This window comes from Caldanaerobius polysaccharolyticus DSM 13641, assembly GCF_000427425.1.
GTDB classification, from domain to species: domain Bacteria; phylum Bacillota; class Thermoanaerobacteria; order Thermoanaerobacterales; family Caldanaerobiaceae; genus Caldanaerobius; species Caldanaerobius polysaccharolyticus.
On the sequence record NZ_KE386495.1, the window covers coordinates 800,869 to 819,305 of the forward strand.

The 18,437-nt window shown below is 39.8% G+C and carries 15 protein-coding genes and 1 pseudogene; 15 read left to right on the forward strand and 1 reads right to left on the reverse strand.

The features are described from left to right. Positions 1–36 precede the first annotated feature (36 nt). The 11 genes and pseudogenes from CALPO_RS15370 to CALPO_RS0110535 all read left to right on the forward strand — a co-directional run bounded on the left by CALPO_RS15370 (position 37) and on the right by CALPO_RS0110535 (position 13,779). Entirely contained in the window at positions 37–1,143 is a 1,107-nt protein-coding gene (locus tag CALPO_RS15370; protein WP_245589942.1) for a hypothetical protein, read from the forward strand. Further along, a complete protein-coding gene (locus tag CALPO_RS15375; RefSeq protein ID WP_245589943.1) occupies positions 1,121–1,867 on the forward strand; it encodes a hypothetical protein in 747 nt (248 codons plus the stop codon). The genes CALPO_RS15370 and CALPO_RS15375 overlap by 23 nt, the downstream gene beginning before the upstream one ends. Before the next feature lie 213 nt (positions 1,868–2,080). Further along, on the forward strand, positions 2,081–2,518 hold the full coding sequence (locus CALPO_RS0110485; protein WP_026487282.1) for an RbsD/FucU family protein: 438 nt from the start codon (positions 2,081–2,083) through the stop codon (positions 2,516–2,518). Positions 2,519–2,662: 144 nt separating this feature from the next. After that, positions 2,663–4,330: a ribulokinase gene (locus CALPO_RS0110490; protein ID WP_026487283.1), complete on the forward strand. Its 1,668-nt coding sequence runs from the start codon at positions 2,663–2,665 to the stop codon at positions 4,328–4,330. A gap of 25 nt (positions 4,331–4,355) precedes the next feature. Continuing rightward, positions 4,356–5,006 (forward strand): fructose-6-phosphate aldolase, encoded by a 651-nt coding sequence (gene fsa / locus CALPO_RS0110495; protein ID WP_026487284.1) that lies wholly within the window; start codon positions 4,356–4,358, stop codon positions 5,004–5,006. A 17-nt stretch (positions 5,007–5,023) separates the two neighbouring features. Beyond that, positions 5,024–5,836: pseudogene (locus tag CALPO_RS13795) on the forward strand (transketolase). A 1-nt stretch (position 5,837) separates the two neighbouring features. Beyond that, positions 5,838–6,788, forward strand: a complete 951-nt coding sequence (locus CALPO_RS0110505; RefSeq protein ID WP_026487285.1) for a transketolase family protein — start codon at positions 5,838–5,840, stop codon at positions 6,786–6,788. Positions 6,789–7,727: 939 nt separating this feature from the next. Further along, on the forward strand, positions 7,728–9,056 hold the full coding sequence (locus CALPO_RS0110515; protein ID WP_026487286.1) for an ABC transporter substrate-binding protein: 1,329 nt from the start codon (positions 7,728–7,730) through the stop codon (positions 9,054–9,056). An 86-nt stretch (positions 9,057–9,142) separates the two neighbouring features. Beyond that, positions 9,143–10,036, forward strand: coding sequence for a carbohydrate ABC transporter permease (locus CALPO_RS0110520; protein WP_026487287.1), 894 nt, complete (start codon positions 9,143–9,145; stop codon positions 10,034–10,036). A 19-nt stretch (positions 10,037–10,055) separates the two neighbouring features. Further along, complete coding sequence (locus tag CALPO_RS0110525; protein ID WP_026487288.1) at positions 10,056–10,904, forward strand: carbohydrate ABC transporter permease; 849 nt, start codon at positions 10,056–10,058, stop codon at positions 10,902–10,904. Positions 10,905–12,330: 1,426 nt separating this feature from the next. Further along, the gene (locus tag CALPO_RS0110535; protein WP_026487289.1) at positions 12,331–13,779 is read left to right on the forward strand and encodes a GH39 family glycosyl hydrolase; all 1,449 of its coding nucleotides are present in this window, start codon (positions 12,331–12,333) and stop codon (positions 13,777–13,779) included. Between the two features lie 715 nt (positions 13,780–14,494). Here CALPO_RS0110535 and CALPO_RS14700 read toward each other — a convergent pair. After that, positions 14,495–14,647 carry a hypothetical protein gene (locus CALPO_RS14700; RefSeq protein WP_156940177.1) on the reverse strand — a complete coding sequence of 51 codons (153 nt, stop codon included), beginning with the start codon at positions 14,645–14,647 and terminating at the stop codon, positions 14,495–14,497. Positions 14,648–14,668: 21 nt separating this feature from the next. Between CALPO_RS14700 and CALPO_RS14275 the strand changes: the two genes are divergently transcribed. From CALPO_RS14275 to CALPO_RS0110555, 4 genes are all read left to right on the forward strand, one after another. After that, positions 14,669–14,869, forward strand: coding sequence for a hypothetical protein (locus tag CALPO_RS14275; RefSeq protein ID WP_026487290.1), 201 nt, complete (start codon positions 14,669–14,671; stop codon positions 14,867–14,869). Then, positions 14,857–15,132 (forward strand): hypothetical protein, encoded by a 276-nt coding sequence (locus CALPO_RS14280; protein ID WP_026487291.1) that lies wholly within the window; start codon positions 14,857–14,859, stop codon positions 15,130–15,132. Before CALPO_RS14275 ends, CALPO_RS14280 begins: the two co-directional genes overlap by 13 nt. A gap of 16 nt (positions 15,133–15,148) precedes the next feature. Then, the gene (locus CALPO_RS0110550) at positions 15,149–16,810 is read left to right on the forward strand and encodes an extracellular solute-binding protein (protein ID WP_026487292.1); all 1,662 of its coding nucleotides are present in this window, start codon (positions 15,149–15,151) and stop codon (positions 16,808–16,810) included. Between the two features lie 62 nt (positions 16,811–16,872). Continuing rightward, the gene (locus tag CALPO_RS0110555; RefSeq protein WP_035172570.1) at positions 16,873–18,432 is read left to right on the forward strand and encodes a glycoside hydrolase family 28 protein; all 1,560 of its coding nucleotides are present in this window, start codon (positions 16,873–16,875) and stop codon (positions 18,430–18,432) included. Positions 18,433–18,437 lie beyond the last annotated feature (5 nt).

The following is an 18,437-nucleotide window of genomic DNA, read 5'->3' on the forward strand; positions in this document are numbered from 1 at the left end:
ATTAACATACACTATAAAATATGGGGGGATATTTTTATGGCTAATGTCAAAGACATTAAAGTTGCGCCTTTGCGCAATAGGTTGATAGGTTCGCTTCCCAAAATAGGCATTCGCCCTGTTATCGATGGGCGCCGCAACGGTATAAGGGAATCGCTTGAAGAGCAGACAATGGGAATGGCAAAGGCTGTTGCGGAATTTCTATCGTCTAATCTCAAACATTCCAATGGAATGCCGGTTGAATGCGTAATCGCTGATACCACCATAGGCGGTTTTGCAGAAGCTGCCAAAGCAGCGGAAAAGTTCGCAAGAGAAGGAGTAGGTGTCACGATAACGGTCACTCCGTGCTGGTGTTACGGCTCTGAGACTATTGATATGGACCCATATATGCCTAAAGCCATATGGGGATTCAACGGCACTGAGAGACCCGGTGCGGTGTACCTGGCAGCTGCTCTGGCAGCTCACAACCAAAAGGGTCTGCCTGCCTTTGGTATATACGGAAAAGACGTGCAGGATGCCACTGACAGGACGATTCCCGACGATGTAAAAGAGAAGCTTCTGAGGTTCGCAAAAGCGGGACTTGCAGTGGCTACCATGAGGAATAAGTCCTATTTGTCTATAGGAAATGTAGCCATGGGTATTGCAGGATCCATCGTTGACCCAGATTTCTTCGAGGATTATCTGGGCATGAGGGTTGAATACGTGGATATGTCAGAGCTCGTAAGGAGAATGGAAGAAGGGATTTACGACAAAGAAGAGTTTGAAAGGGGGATGAAATGGGTAAGAGAGAACTGCATTGAAGGAGAAGATAACAATCCCGATTACCTTAAGGTATCCAGGGAGAGAAAGGATAAAGAGTGGGAGACAGTAGTTAAGATGACGCTTATCATAAGGGATTTGATGGTAGGCAACAGAAGGCTTGCGGATCTTGGGTTTGTGGAAGAGTCGGAGGGCCACAATGCCATTGCAGCAGGTTTTCAGGGACAGAGGCAGTGGACAGACCATTTTCCCAACGGCGACTTCTCCGAGGCGATACTTAACTCATCCTTCGACTGGAACGGCATCAGAGAGCCATTTATCCTTGCGACCGAAAACGACTCTTTAAACGCCGTGGCAATGCTTTTTGGGCATTTTGCTTTCAGATAGAGCCCAGGTATTTGCAGATGTCAGACCCTATTGGAGTCCCGAGGCCGTAAAGAGGGTAACAGGTAAAGAGCTAACAGGCATAGCTGCCAATGGGATTATCCATCTGATCAATTCAGGTTCAGCAGCATTAGATGGAACAGGCCAGCAGAGAGATGCCGACGGCAATCCTGTTATGAAGCCTTTCTGGGATATTACAGCTGATGATGTGGCAAGGTGTCTGGATGCTACTAGCTGGAGGCCTGCAAACAGGGGCTATTTCAGGGGAGGAGGTTTTTCGTCCCAGTTTGTGACAAAAGGCGGGATGCCTGTTACCATGTCCAGGCTTAATATAATAAAGGGCCTTGGGCCGGTTTTACAGATTGCTGAAGGATATACGGTAGAGTTGCCAGAAGACGTGCACCACATACTGGACAACAGGACAGACCCGACATGGCCGACGACGTGGTTTGTGCCCAGGCTTACGGGCAACGGGGCGTTTAAAGACGTTTACTCAGTGATGAACAGCTGGGGCGCGAATCACGGCTCATTAAGCTACGGACACATTGGAGCGGACTTGATTACACTGGCGTCCATACTGAGAATACCTGTTGCCATGCACAACGTGCCAGAAGAGAAGATATTCAGGCCCAGTGCGTGGGGTGCCTTTGGCACCATGGACCTTGAGGGTGCCGATTACAGGGCGTGTCAGAATTTTGGCCCGCTATACGGTAAAAACAGAAAATAAATTTTAAGAGTTGAGCAAGTACTGGTGTATATAATTAGTACTTGCTCAACTCTTAGTTAACGTTTCATTTTTTTATTATTTTGCATATTATTGAGAAAATAAATTGATAGTAAGGTACGTACAAGATAATCTTACCTACAAATGTAGGCTAGTTATAGATCAATAGCAAGTTCTATTAATAGTAAGATTTTTTATCCGTAGGAGGCAATAGTTATGTTGAAAGGAATTCCTAAAATAATATCACCTGAACTTATGAAAACATTAATGGAAATGGGACATGGCGATGAAATCGTCATTGCTGACGGAAACTTTCCGGCAGTTACTTTTAGTAAAAGATTAATAAGATGCGATGGGCATGGTATTCCGGAAATATTAGATGCCATTCTTAAATTTCTTCCTCTTGATACATATGCGGAAAGGCCAGTGCTATTGATGGAAGTAGTTAAAGGAGATGACGTAAAGCCTGCTATATGGGAAGAGTATAAAAAGATAATTAAAAACAACGCTGGTAATGCTGTTGAAATTGGATTTTTAGAAAGGTTTGACTTCTATGAAAGAGCAAGTAAAGCATTTGCTGTAGTCGCTACTAGTGAGGAATCACTGTATGCTAATATAATATTGAGAAAAGGTGTTGTGAAAGTAGACTCATAAATTTCAATCGAAGTGCTGTGTTTGCATTTTACCTTGCTTAACCTATTAAAATTTCAAAGAAAGTATAAATAACACATGTAATATTTTACTATGAAATTTTCTCATAGATTGTTAAATGTTTAAGAAGTACAAGGAGGAATTTTTATGGCTAAATACTCTATAGGCGTTGACTATGGTACAGAATCCGCCAGGGCTCTGCTGCTCAATGTAGACACAGCCCAAGAAGTAGCTTCGTCTATGATGGCATATCCCCATGGTGTCATGGATGAGAGACTGCCCGATGGCACACGGCTGGGTCAGGATTGGGCGCTGGAGCACCCTGACGACTACATCGAGGTCCTGAAGGTAATTATACCTGATGTGCTGAGAAAATCAGGGGTGAACAAGGAGGATGTCATAGGCATCGGCATAGACTTTACAGCGTGTACCATACTTCCCATTAAAAAGGACGGCACGCCCCTGTGCGATCTGCCTGAATTTGTCCATAACCCCCATGCTTACGTGAAGCTGTGGAAACATCATGCGGCACAGCCTGAAGCCAACAGGTTAAACCAGATAGCTGCCCAGCGAGGAGAGGACTTTCTTTCAAGGTATGGAGGCAAGATATCGTCAGAATGGCTGGTGCCTAAGGTCTGGCAGGTGTTAAACGAGGCGCCGGAAGTATATGAAGCCGCAGATAAGTTCATTGAAGCCACCGACTGGGTGGTCATGATGCTCACGGGCAATGAGAGGCGAAATAGCTGTACGGCGGGCTATAAGGCCATATGGCACAAGAGAAAGGGCTATCCCTCCAAAGATTTTTACAAAGCCCTTGATCCCCGTTTAGAAAATCTGGTGGACGAAAAGCTAAGCAGGGATATATATCCCTTGGGCACAAAGGCAGGGGAATTGACACCGAAGATGGCGTCAGTTATAGGGTTAAACCCTGGAGTAGCTGTGGCAGTGGGTAACGTGGATGCCCATGTATCGGTGCCTGCGATGGGAGTGACGTCGCCTGGCAAGATGGTCATGGTGATGGGCACGTCCATATGCCATATGGTTTTGGGCGACAGAGAAGTGGAAGTGCCCGGCATGTGCGGCGTTGTGGAGGATGGTATAATACCCGGGCTGCACGGGTACGAAGCTGGACAATCGGCCGTAGGGGACATATTTGCATGGTATGTAGAGACGTGCCTTCCCTATGAATACAAGAGACAGGCCGAAGAGAGGGGAATTAGCGCTTTTGGGTATTTAAGGGAGAAAGCCTCTAATTTAAAGCCGGGACAGAGCGGGTTGTTGGCCTTGGACTGGTGGAATGGCAACAGGTCTGTGCTGGTAGATGCTGACCTTACGGGTATGATCCTAGGGATGAATTTGACAACCAAGCCTGAAGAGATATACAGGGCTTTGATTGAGGCGACGGCGTACGGCACCAGGACCATCATAGAGGCGTTCAACCACAGCGGTGTGGAAGTAAAAGAGTTGTACGCTTGTGGAGGGCTTGCAGAAAAAGATCCTCTTTTAATGCAGATATATGCTGATGTGACCAACCTGGAGATAAAGGTATCGCAGTCGGCCCAAACACCGGCATTGGGAGCTGCCATGTTTGGTGCAGTAGCAGCAGGCAAAGAGAGAGGCGGTTTTGACAGCATATTTGAAGCAGCAAAAGTAATACCTCGATTAAAGGATACAGTGTACAGGCCGATACCTGAAAACGTGAAGGTATATGACGAGCTGTTTAAAGAGTACAAAATGCTCCACGATTACTTTGGTAGAGGGCAGAACGACGTGATGAAGAGGTTAAAAGCTATAAAGGAAAGGGTTGGCAATTAAAACATTGAGAACGGGAGGAATGGGTGTGAAGTTTTTTATTGACACGGCCAATGTGGAGGAGATAAAAGAGGCCAACGATTTAGGGGTAATAGCAGGGGTTACCACCAACCCATCGCTGGTGGCCAAAGAGGGTAGGGATTTCATAGAAGTAATAAAAGAGATCGCATCCATCGTAGACGGACCTATAAGCGCAGAGGTCATAAGCGATGACCACCAGGGCATGATCCAGGAGGCGCGAAAACTGGCAGGTATCCACAACAACATAGTTATCAAGATCCCTATGACAGCAGAAGGGCTTAAAGCCGTTAAGGTGCTTTCAAAAGAGGGGATAAAGACCAATGTGACCCTCATATTTAGCGCCAACCAGGCGCTGCTGGCAGCCAGGGCAGGGGCCACGTACGTAAGCCCCTTTGTGGGAAGATTGGACGACATAAGCACAGAGGGCATGCAGCTCATACGGGATATAGTCGAGATATTTAAAAACTACGACATAAGCACCGAGATAATCGTGGCCAGCGTAAGACATCCCATGCACGTGCTTAAAGCCGCCAAACTGGGTGCCCACATAGCCACCGTACCGTATAAAGTTATAATGCAGATGATAAAACACCCTTTGACGGACGCGGGGATACAGAGGTTTAAAGAGGACTGGAAGAAGGCCAATTTGAAGATATAAAGCAGGAGGTAAGATTCATGGATAACGAGAGACTGGCACACATCGCAACAGAAGTCAGGAAGAGCATAATAAAGGCTGTGACAGCGGCAAAATCCGGACATCCCCGGAGGGTCGCTGTCAGCTACCGACATTCTTGTCACACTGTACTTTGACGTGATGAGGATAGATCCCAACAACCCCAAATGGGAGGACAGAGACAGGTTTGTGCTGTCCAAGGGCCATGCAGCGCCGGCACTATACGCGGTATTAGCCGAGAGGGGTTACTTTGCCAAACAAGAGCTGATGAGGCTGAGGCAGGTAGGATCCATACTGCAGGGTCATCCGGACATGAAGAGCACCCCTGGTGTGGACATGACCACAGGTTCCCTGGGGCAGGGATTGTCTGCGGCCAACGGCATGGCGTTGGCTGCTAAGTTGGACAAAAAGACTACAGGGTGTACGTGATGCTGGGAGACGGAGAGATACAGGAAGGCATGGTGTGGGAAGCGGCTATGAGCGCAGCCCACTACAGGCTGGACAACCTCACGGCATTTTTAGACTACAATCAGCTGCAGATAGACGGTGCCAACGACCAAGTCATGGCCATAAAGCCTGTGGCAGACAAGTGGAAGGCCTTTGGGTGGAATGTACTGGAGATAGACGGACACGACTACGATCAAATAAAAAGCGCGGTAGAGAAGGCGAAAGCGACCAAGGGCAAACCTACCATGGTGATAGCCCATACCGTAAAGGGCAAGGGAGTATCCTTCATGGAGAACCAGGTAGGGTGGCATGGGAGCGCACCCAACGAAGAGCAGATGAAAAAAGCACTAACAGAATTGGGGGATTGAGATGAGCGAGAAGATAGCGACGAGAGAATCCTACGGCAAAGCGCTGGTAGAGCTAGGAGAGATCAACAAAGACGTAGTGGTACTGGATGCAGACCTATCAAAATCCACCAAGACGGCAGAGTTTGCGAAAAAATATCCCGATAGGTTTTTCAACATGGGCATATCAGAGCAGGACCTCATAGGTACAGCAGCTGGCCTGGCCACATGTGGGAAGATACCCTATGCCAGCTCCTTTGCGATATTTGCCACAGGGAGGGCCTTTGAGCAGATAAGGAACTCCATAGCCTACCCCAGGTTAAACGTAAAGATAGCAGCGACCCATGCAGGCATAACGGTGGGAGAGGATGGAGCGACCCACCAGTCAGTAGAGGACATAGCGATAATGAGGTCGATACCGGGAATGGTGGTTATAAACCCAGCGGACGATGTAGAGGCGAGGGCCGCGGTAAAAGCGGCGTGCGAGTACAAAGGACCGGTGTACATCAGGCTGGGCAGGATGGGAGTGCCTGTGATATACGATGATAAAAGCTACAGGTTTGAGATAGGCAAAGGGATAGAGCTAAGAGAAGGAAGCGACGTGACCATAGTAGCGACGGGGATAATGGTGGCAGCGGCGCTGGAAGCCCATGAAGAGTTAAAGAAGAAGGGGATAAGCGCGAGGGTGATAGACATACACACCATAAAGCCCATAGACCAGGAGCTGATAGTGAAGGCGGCGTGGGAGACAGGAGCGATAGTGACAGCAGAGGAGCACAGCGTGATAGGAGGATTAGGTTCAGCGGTATGCGAGGTAGTCAGCGAGAGGGTACCGGTTCCCGTAAGGCGAGTAGGGATAAAGGATGTATTTGGGCAGTCTGGGAAGCCCGATGAGCTATTGAAGCTGTATCATCTTACGCCTGAAGATATAGTAGAAGAAGCGTTAAAGGCGTTGGATATTAAAAAGCGCGAGTGATAAAAAAAGCCGCAGGAGGATTAAAAGTTTTTCTGCGGCTTTTTTATGTGTTGGGTAATTTCGGAGCAAATGTGGCAGGTACTACAAGGTGTATTACAATTGGGCAGAAATCAGCGAGAAAAATGCGGACAAATATAAGACATGCAAGTGTTAAGCACGCATAAGTATACTGATGTCCATGTGGTTCATCAATCTTTTGTATACTCTTGTACAAGTTTTTGTTTTTTTTAACCCGAAATATAAAACTTTTGCTGTTAGACAGAATTAGCAGAAAAGATAAACGATGATAAAAAAGGAAAACGCGGAGCGGAAAATTGAGGCTAGTCAGGTGAATGAGGGTATAGGATGGATGGATCAAGAGGTGTGTAAGATGATAAAAAAACATAATAACGTTTGACATGGAAATAAAGTCATTTTAATCACATATAGACTAAAAATGGAGAGAAAGTGAGAAAACATGAGTAAAATTCTGAAAAAAAAAAAAACGGAGAATATTCGGTGAAATTGACCAAATTTGGACTTTGAAAATGTTTTTACTGAGAGATATTATAGTAGTAACAACTTAGTAAAGTTTGTTTAAAAAGATGAGTGATTTAAAACAAATTAAATAACAAGAATAAAGAATTAAAGAATTTGATGAGTTTAGATTTGTTATTTTCAAAGAAGTATCCGATGCTTTCATAAACATTGCAAAGAAATAATTATTTAAAGAGGTTTTTAAAGAATTCTCTTCATTTTATACAAAAGGAAGGGAATTCTTTGAAAATATATAGTAAAATACGTTGATTCGTTATAATTCTGAATTTAGTAAAAACAGTAAAAACAAATACAATTTAAGGCAAAATTAGAGGGGGTGGTTATTATTTCTACATAAACGGTAAATATACGGGATGTATTGTAATCTAATTTAACAATAAAAGGAAGGGGAGAGTGTTTTTAATGAGAAATTTTTTAAAAAAGAATTTTTTGATATTTTTACTCGTAGGTGTAATATTAGTATCTCTTACTGCATGTAGTAAAAATAAATCTACTGCAGCTAACTCTGCAGGTAGTAAACAGGGTAAAGAACAAACTATATCAGGAACTATTACGGTATTTGGATGGGGCGGTGGCGAGGAGTTAAAAGTTCGTAAAGAAGCTACACAAATATTTAGAAAATTATATCCAAATGTAAAAGTTAAAGAAATTTGGCTTCCTGCAAATGAAGTCGATAAAAAACTTGATGCTGCATTAGCAGCCGGAAATGCTGCAGATGTTATTATGATGTCACCGGACTGGTATGGTCTCCGTACAAAATGGTTCGAAGATTTAACTCCGTATGTAAAGAAAGATCATTTAGATTTACAAAATATTTACACACCTGGAGTTGATGTAGGATATGTAGATTCAGATGGAAAACGTGAAGGATTGCCTGTAACAGCTTCAGCCTTTGTATTTGCATATAATAAGGATATTTTTGACAAAGCTGGTGTACCTTATCCTACGGATAACTGGACATGGGATGATTTTAAAACTATTTGTGAAAGAGTATCTTCTGGTTCAGGTATTAATAGGATTTATGGCATTGTTTCACATTGGGTACTTCCAAACTTTGCTACCATTGCATATGGTGGAAAGATGTATAACGATGGTTGGACTAAACAAATGGTTGACGATCCAAATTCGTTGAAAGGGCTACAGATGTTTGGTGACTTATTTGCTAAAAAGGCTATACCTGATAATGCAGCCTCTAATACTATGCCGATGGACCAGATGTTCGCGTCAGGTAAAGCCGCGATCTATCCAATGGGTCTATTTGAAGCAGCACAAATAGCTACTGAGATCGGTAATCACTTTAAGTGGGACGTAGTGTTACCACCGAAAGATCCAGAAGGGAAAAACACTAATATAAGTTTTCTTACGGGTTTTGCCATGAATAAAGATTCAAAAAATAAAGCGGCAGCCTGGGAGTATATAAAGACAGTATCTACCAACAAAGAAATTGCTGATTTATATTGTAAAGTAGATATTCCTTCACTTAGGGAGTCTGCTGAAAGTACTTTTAAAACTATGAGAATTGGTAACAGTCAGATAACAACGGAAAAATTTGTAAAAGGTTTGGAAACTGCAACTATGAACCCATGGGGAGGGGCTCTTGCTAAAGCCGGAGACCAATATACCCAAATGTGGCAACAGATTACAATAAAACATAGATCGGCAATTGATGCCGCTAAAGAATATGCACCAAGGATACAATCTGCTTTGGACGAACTCCATAGTCAAAAATAACATAAAAATAACATTGAAAGGGGGAGGATGTGGTAAATATCGTTCTCTCCCTATTTGTAAATATGTTACTTGAATGAGGTGAAAAAATGAGAAGAAAAAAGAGTAATCTTGAGAGGATGGAAACTACACAATTTTATGTATACATTTCTCCATGGCTATTGGGTTTTTTAATATTTACTCTTTATCCAATTGTATATTCGCTTGTATTGGTTTTTACTGATACTGATATAACAGGACACGGGAAATTTATAGGTTTTAATAATATTATAAAAGCTTTTAGCAAGGATCCACTTTTTTATAAAGCCCTTGAAAATACTATATATTATGCGTTTGTTTTTGTTCCGTTAAGTCTAATATTTGCTTTCTTAATAGCACTTTTGCTTAATCAGAAACTAAAAGGAATAGGTATATTTAGAACCTGCTTTTACATACCTTATATAACTTCAGGTATTGCTGTTACAATGCTCTGGGGATGGCTCTTTAATCACGATGTTGGTCTCATTAACTATATTTTGTCTATTTTTGGAATTAAGGGTCCAAATTGGTTGAGCGATGAAAAGTGGGCAATGCCTGCTATTATAATTATGAGCCTCTGGTCTATAGGTAATTCTATTATTATCACGCTTGCTGGACTCCAAGATATTCCAACACAGTTATATGAAAGTGCTGAAATAGATGGTGCTAACCGCTTTGTAATTGTAACTAAAATTACTCTACCACTGATTACTCCTACGTTGTTTTTTAACCTAATAATAGGCGTAATAGGTGCATTTCAGATATTTATGCAACCATATGTTTTAACCCAAGGAGGACCAAATTATGCAACATATACATATGTACTTCATTTATATAATTATGCGTTCAGATACTACGAAGTAGGGTATGCTTCTACTCTTGCATGGGTGTTATTTATTATAGTTATGATACTAACTCTAATAATAAATTATACTTCAAAACGTTGGGTCTATTATGAAAATTAAATCTTAGAGGTGTTGAATTATGCATAAAAATAAAAAGGTACCTAAAACTTTAAAATATCTTCTGAGCTATATAATGTTAGGAATTTTAACAATCGTATTTATATTCCCATTCATATGGATGGTTTCTACTTCTTTAAGATTACCTGATGAAGCTTATACATTTCCTCCTAAGTTAATACCTAAGACAATAACATTAGACAATTTTATACAGGGCTGGCAGTTTGCTAATTTTACGCGTTATACATTGAACACAATAATAATAGCGATAACCGCAACTATTGGTGCAGTATTTTCTTCCGCCCTTGTTGCCTATGGATTTGCAAGATTTAAATCGCGTTTTAGTGGTCTTTTATTTACAATAGTGCTCGCTACTATGATGCTCCCCAGTCAAGTTACACTTATACCGACTTACTTGCTTTTTTCTAAATTAGGATGGATAGATACATTTCTCCCACTTATTGTGCCTTCGTTTTTTGGTGGTGGAGCATTTAACATATTCTTACTCAGACAATTTTTTAAAACGATACCTAGAGAATTTGACGAGGCTGCATTAATAGACGGAGCAAATTCATTTCAGATTTTCTACAAAATATTATTACCTATGATTAAGCCTGCACTAACTACTGTTGCGGTTATGTCTATTACTTATCACTGGAATGATTTTTTCTCGCCGCTAGTTTACCTCAATAGCGATGAAAAATTTACTCTGGCTATAGGTCTTCAATTCTTTCGGTCATCCTATGGGTCAACCCAAATTCCGATGTTAATGGCAGTTTCTTTTATAACAATAATACCAGTACTTATTCTTTTCTTCGCCGCGCAGAGGTATTTTGTACAAGGCATTACTATGACTGGTATCAAAGGGTGATTTATAAAATTGAAAGAAAGGTGATGAAGATGAAATATAAGAATCCAGTAATTCCAGGGCTTAATCCGGGTCCTAGTATTTGCAGAGTAGGTAACGACTTTTATATTGTGAATTCTAGTTTTGAGTTTTTCCACGTATTCCTATTTGCTATAGCAAAAACTTGTTAATTAGGAGCTATTAGGTTATTACCTTTTGAGGGATTCACGATTAAACTTCATGGTGCTAGAGCTTCCAGTGGTATTTTTGTACCTACTATTCGTTACAACGACGGAATATTATATGAAACAACAATTAATGCATTCTATGGAGAAAGATACTAAAGGACCATGGTCTGAACCTATTTGGATATAGGTCAATGAGGGATTGATCCTTCGTTCTACTTTGACGATGATGGAACAATTTACTATAGTTCTACTGCATCGACAGAAAAAAATGGGATAGTACTTTCTGTAATAAATCCACAATAGGAAAAATTTTATCCTATAAGGCATATATGTGAGAGTAATGGAAGTTGTTATCCAGAAAGTCCACATTTAATTATAATTGTTTTTGCTAATCTTACAATAAGTGGTATACGGGTTTTGCACAATAGTTTTATAAGAAAATTCAGAAATGTAGTGAATTTGAATGACGGAAGAATACATGATATAGTGATCATAATGAAATAAAATAATAAACAAAGGTTTTATTTCAATGTAGATTATGGAATGAAGTTTTTTGAGCTTGCCTAATTGCCAAAAAATGCAAGGTGATTCAAGGCTAAAATCTCTGACGGTGACTATATGAGAGAAATAATGATAGTGGAAATAGAAAGGTATGATTTCAGAGAAATCGACGAAAATTTGTTATATATGAATTAAACAAAATCGGAGGAATCTTTGAAAATATAACGCGAACCCCAACATTTTAAAGCCTTTTGGGGTTACTCAATAAACTAATAAGTAATAATTAAGGAGGGGATCCCAATTAGTAAATTTAAATTGATTTTTGAAATTGAAAAAGAGAGGTTTATTGTTTAGCTGTTCATTCACTCTATCGTAGTTGAGGGAAATCAGCTAAAGCCTTTGGTAAGTATCGATTTATTTCAGATGGAGACGTAACTATTGAACTCTCATTTACTGAAGAAATATTTGCAGGCTTCTTAATAACGATTTTAGGAAGGCTTGAAATTTAAGAAGAGCAAAAAGGAAAGGGGGTTTTTAAGAGAAGCACTGATAGATGAAAAAAAATATCAAGGCAGCCGGAAAGATTGGCGGTAAGGTAGTTTGCACTCAAGAACTATATGTAGCAGAGGCACCTGTATAGTGTAATATTTGATGATTGAACTAACTGTAAGAGTGCCTGATTCGAAGAGGCAAAATTATAATTAAATCTCAAAGCTAAAAGAACTTTTAACTTAAACTACTATGCTTAGGAGGGGATAATATTGCAAAAATTTATAATAGATTTAAATGCTCCAACAACGCCTTTTGTCCATTATTGGGAAGAGTGTGTAGGTAGTGGTCATGCGGCTCTTGCCCTTAGGGAAGACTGGCGACTACATCTTAAAAAATGTCATGATGAACTTGGATTCAAGCGAGTCCGGTTTCATGGGCTTCTTAATGATGATATGAGTGTCTATATAAAAGACAGAGAAGGAAAGGTTCATTACTGCTTTTTTAACATAGATTCGATATTTGATTATCTTTTAAAGATAGGAATGAAACCCTTTATTGAGCTAAGTTTCATGCCTGAAGATATGGCATCTGGCTCGAAGACTGTATTTCATTATAAAGGGAATATAACACCTCCTAAGGACTATAATGAGTGGGGCGAGCTCATATACAGACTCACTGAACATTTAGTTAAGCGGTATGGTATTGAAGAAGTTAGGAAATGGTTCTTTGAAGTATGGAATGAACCAAATTTACAGTGGTTTTGGAGTGGTACGCAGGATGAATATTTTATGCTCTACCGTCATGCAGCGGAAGCTATAAAAAAAGTGGATGAGAAAATACCTGTAGGCGGCCCTGCTACTGCAAAAGATGATTGGATTCCTGATTTAATTAATTTTTGTTCCAAAAATGACGTTCCACTGGATTTTATATCAACCCACCACTATCCGACAGACGTAGCTTTAGGGCATTATTATGACATGGAGGAGGCAATGGCTCGTTCAAAGAGGGGAATTCTTAAGGAACTGGCGGCTAAATCCAGAATAGAAGCAGGTAGATTTCCTTTATATTATACTGAATGGAACAATTCACCAAGCTCCAGGGATCCTTATCATGATGACCCCTATGCCGCAGCTTTTGTAGTTAAAACTATTGCTGACAATCAGGGATTAGTGGATATGTATTCTTTCTGGACATTCTCAGATATATTTGAGGAAGCAGGTTTTTCAGCAGTACCCTTCCATGGTGGCTTTGGACTTTTAAATATTCACGGTATACCTAAGCCTACCTTCAGAGCATTTGAGTTGCTCCATAAAACAGGTAATGAGAGGTTAAACGTTTTAACTGATAAGGAGTCTACCGTTGAAGTCCTTGCAGTAAAAAAAGCGGATGTATTATCGGATGAAATTATGATTTTGATTTATAATCATAATATTCCTTTGGCTCCTATTAAGGAAGAGAATGTTTCTATTTGTATAAAAGGTATTAAATCGGATATAAAAGCAAGTATACAAAGAATTGATGATGACAATGCAAATGCAAAAAAATATTGGCTTGAGATGGGAAGTCCAGAGTATCTGGATAAAGAGATGGTAGATTATCTTCTCAAAAAGTCAGAAATGGTTCATAGAGATATAGACTATATGTGTGTTGATGAAAATATTGTTTTTGATATATCCGTACCGCCTCACGGTATAGCAGCAATTACCTTGAAATTATAGAATTTTTAATCTAATAGTGGAGATCGTATAATAAGAAAATAGAGTGCAAAAAAGGGTATATTGGTAGCCGGATAATTTGTTGTAAAGATTTAAGGAATTTTAACTAGGACTAAATATAAATCTTACTTCCCGATGTAGGAGAGGTAAGACTGTAAACAAAGTCCAAGGAATCCCTTATAATAAAGAGGATTCCTTGATTTTTATATTTTTGCAAAAAAATAAAGAACAGAAAAAGATGACGTAAGGTCCGAGCAGAACTTATGTTAATAGATAATTTATAAAATTTAGCCTAATTAGGTGAATAGAGGTAGAGAAGGTATAAAGAGATATGTAAGATGATAAAAACATAACGTTTTACATGGTAATAAAGACATTTTAAGCACATACGGATCAAAAATGGAGGAAAAATAAAAAATCACGAGTAAAATTCTAAAAAAAAAAACAGCGAATATTCGGCTAATTTGACTAAATTTGAACTTTAAAAATGTTTTTATAGAAAATTACAATTAAATTAACATAAATTCACAAAAAATAGGCATAATAACGTTCTAAAACTAATATAATCTAAGAAGGGAGGGATTATGCTAAATTTTTAAATATGTTAAAGAAAGGAGCATGATATGCAGTTATTACAAAATACAACAGTAAGACAAACGGTTACAACAACCCAGCGCTTTAAGTTTCTAAGAAAGTAGTTGTACAAAAACAAGTACGTCTACATCATGTTGCTACTGTATTGACCTACTTCATCATATTCAATTATGTCCCCATGTACGGCGCTATAATCACCTTTAAAAACTTCAGTCCTGCAAAAGACATACTGGATAGCCAGTGGGTTAGCTTTAGGCACTTCAACGCGTTTTTCCACAGCTAATACTTCTGGAGGCTTTTGCGAAACACCATCCTGCTCAATATATCCATCGTGGTAATAGCAGGTATAATACTGGAGTTTACATCCAGGAATGAACTGATAAACGATATACTGGCTATGTTGGGATTGCAGAGAATACCCTTTATGACCATGCCCCAGTGGATCAGAACCATATACGTAGGGTCAGGCATATGGCAGGGCGTAGGATGGGTTCAATAATATACCTGGCAGCGCTGTCCAACATATTTACCATATTGTTCAAGATAGTGATACCGTTGTCCATGCCGGTGGTAGCGGTGATGATACTATTTTACGGGGTTGATGACGACGGGTATAGTGTAGGATACGCTGCTGATCAGCGAGAACGTGAAGTATGCTACGGTAATGGTATCCACGGTGCCCATATTGCTGATATACCCGTTTATACAGAAGTACTTTGTAAAGGGAGTAATGATAGGGGCGATAAAAGAATAAAGAATTAAGAGGGGGAATGTATAAATGAGGCTTAAAAGAACGTTAATTATAGTATTATGTGTAATTTTTGTGCTTTCAGTGTTTACGGCATGTGGCAGCAAACAGTCTTCAAACGTTAAGAGCTCTGCTGCCAAGAGCAGCGAAAGCGATAAGATAACGGAGATAAAGCTTCCTATCGTTAAAGAATCTATCACGCTTACATTCTGGAGGCCTACAGATGCTAAATTTACTGCTACTATGAAAGATTTTGGTGAAATAAGAGCATATCAGGAGATAGAAAAGAGAACGGGAATACATATAAACTGGATGCATCCGCCGATAGGTCAGGAAAAAGATCAATTCAATCTGATGATAGCATCTAATGATCTTCCGGATATTATATATTACGATTGGAAGAGTGTAGCTGGCGGCCCAGCAAAACTTATTGCTGACGGTTCTATAATTAAATTAAATGACTTAATTGACAAATACGCGCCAAATCTTAAGAAATTGCTTCAGGAAAATCCTGATATAAAGAAGCAAGTAGAATTGGATGATGGAACACTTTATATGTTTCCATTCATACGTGAAGATCCAAAAATGGGCTCTACTGCAGGACCACAGTTAAGGAAAGACTGGTTGGACAAGTTAGGATTGCAGATTCCAAAGACTATAGATGATTGGCACAACGTGTTGGTGGCGTTTAGGGATAAAGATCCCAATGGCAATGGTAAAAAGGATGAGATACCTTTTACGGGAAGCGGATCTAATGGACAGGGCATTTTAAGTTTGGGCAATTTCGCGCCAGCATGGGGTGTATTAAATGGTTTTTATGTAAATGAAAGCGGAAAGATTGATTATGGTCCTATACAACCATCCTTTAGGGATTTTTTAACTACTATGGCTCAGTGGTATAAGGAAAAGCTAATAGATCAGGATATAGCTACCAATGACAATAAAGCTTTTGATTATAAAATTACAAATAATCTTGCAGGGTCTTATTTTAGCAATTTAATAGGCAACATGGGCAGGTATTTAACGTTAGTTAAACCTAAAAACTCAGGCTTTGATCTAGTAGGTGTCACGTGGCCAGTAGGACCAGCAGGAAAACCATATACTATTAGTGGAATAAAATTTTATGGTGGTGGAGTCCTCAACGGCGCTGCTATCAGTTCTAAAAACAAGCACGTTAAAGAGACGGTAGAGCTGCTTGATTATTGTTATAGTCCGGAAGGGCGTATGTTACTTAATTTTGGTATTGAAGGTGAAAGCTATAAAATGGAAAATGGCTATCCCAGGTATACTGACGAGATTTTAAAAAATCCTAATGGGTTTCCCATGGATCAAGCGCTAGCCCGGTACGCTCCTGCGATAGCTAATGCGCCGATGGTTCAGGATAAGAGATATCTAGAGCAAATGTTGATATACCCTGAACAGAAGGAGGCACTAAGCAATTGGCAAAGCGCAGATCCCTCCCTTGTAGTACCTCCTGTATTGCCTACTGAAGAGGAAAGCCAGAGGATTGCCTCTATAATGAATCAGGTCAACACGTATCAACAGGAAATGATGGGTAAGTTTATAATGGGCAAGGAAGCCATTAACGATGCCACATGGAATAAATACGTAAATACGATAAAGGGCATGGGTATAGATGAAGCTATAAAGATCCAAAACGCAGCTATGGAAAGGTATAATAATAGAAAATAGATGGTATTTGTTGAAATTTGCTACTCCTTTGTAAGCTTATTAATCAAGGAGGAAAGAGTACCGTGATAAATATAAACATCGTTTCAATAACCTCCAGGACAATTTCAATTGAGATTGAAAATGACGAATGTTTTTACACCAAAAATAAAGTCAATATATTTTTAAATGGTGATAAATTAGGTGTGGTAGATACCAACGTTTTTACGATTAAAAACTTAACCCCAGATAGTGATTATGTCGTTTGGATTGAAGACTGTATTACGAAAGAAAGAAGCGGAAAAATTTCCGTTAGAACTAATGCCGAAAGTGCTGTCGTCAATGTAAGGGATTTTGGGGCTAAGGGCGATGGCGAGTGGCTTGATACATCGGCAATACAGGCTGCGATTTTTGCCTGCCCTGAAAACGGAAGGGTATTTTTCCCAGAAGGTAGGTATTTGACGTTACCTATATTCTTAAAAAGCAATATAACATTAGAGTTGGGCAAAGGAGCTGTTTTGTTAGGTGCCAAAAAGAGAGAATTATATCCCATTTTGCCTGGTTTAATAAAGTCCAATAGAGAAGGCAAAGATTATTATTTGGGTTCATGGGAGGGAGAGGCTGTTGACAGTTTTGCCAGTATAGTAACAGGTATTGATGTTGAAAATGTGAGTGTTATTGGTGAAGGGACGATTGATGGCAATTCAGATTTTGACACATGGTGGCATGAAGCGAAGATTAAAAAAATTGCTTGGCGACCGAAGACCATATTTTTAAATAAGTGTAAAAATATTTTAGTTGAAGGCATTACGATAAAAAATTCACCGTCATGGACTATACATCCTTTGATGTGTGAAAACCTAAAGTTTATAAACTTAGATATAAAAAATCCTAAGGATGCACCCAATACCGATGGGCTTGATCCAGAGTCTTGCAAAAATGTACTTATCTTAGGGACAAGATTTTCTGTAGGAGATGACTGTATAGCCATAAAGTCAGGTAAATTCTGTACAACAGAAAAATTTCCTGTTCCGTCAGAAGAAATACATATTAGAAACTGCTTGATGGAATATGGCCATGGGGCGGTAGTTATTGGCAGTGAAATGTCCGGCGGCGTAAAAAAAGTGTATGTAGAAAAATGCATATTTAATATGACAGATAGAGGCATAAGATTAAAGACGAGAAGAGGTAGGGGAGGTGTAATTGACGAGATCTATGTTTCCACTATAAAAATGAATAAGGTGTTGACGCCCTTTACTATTAATAGTTTTTACAATTGTGACGCAGATGGCAAAACTGAGTACGTTTGGAGTAAACAAAAATTGCCTGTAGATCATAGAACGCCGTATATTGGGAGTATTCATTTAAGAGATATTAAGTGTACTGATGCCCAGATAGCAGCAGGATTTATGTATGGGTTACCTGAGAGAAAAGTAGAAAATGTAACTATGGAAGATATATACGTCCACTTTGATACTAATGCAAAACTGGGTTATGCTGAAATGTTGAGCTTTGCGGAACCCATGTGTAGGAATGGTTTTTACTTTAATAACATAAGAAAGCTAAGATTAAAGAATGTGGTGCTGGAAAATGAATTAATAGAGCCGTTTGTTAAATTAAACATAGATAATATTGACACATTATAATCGTA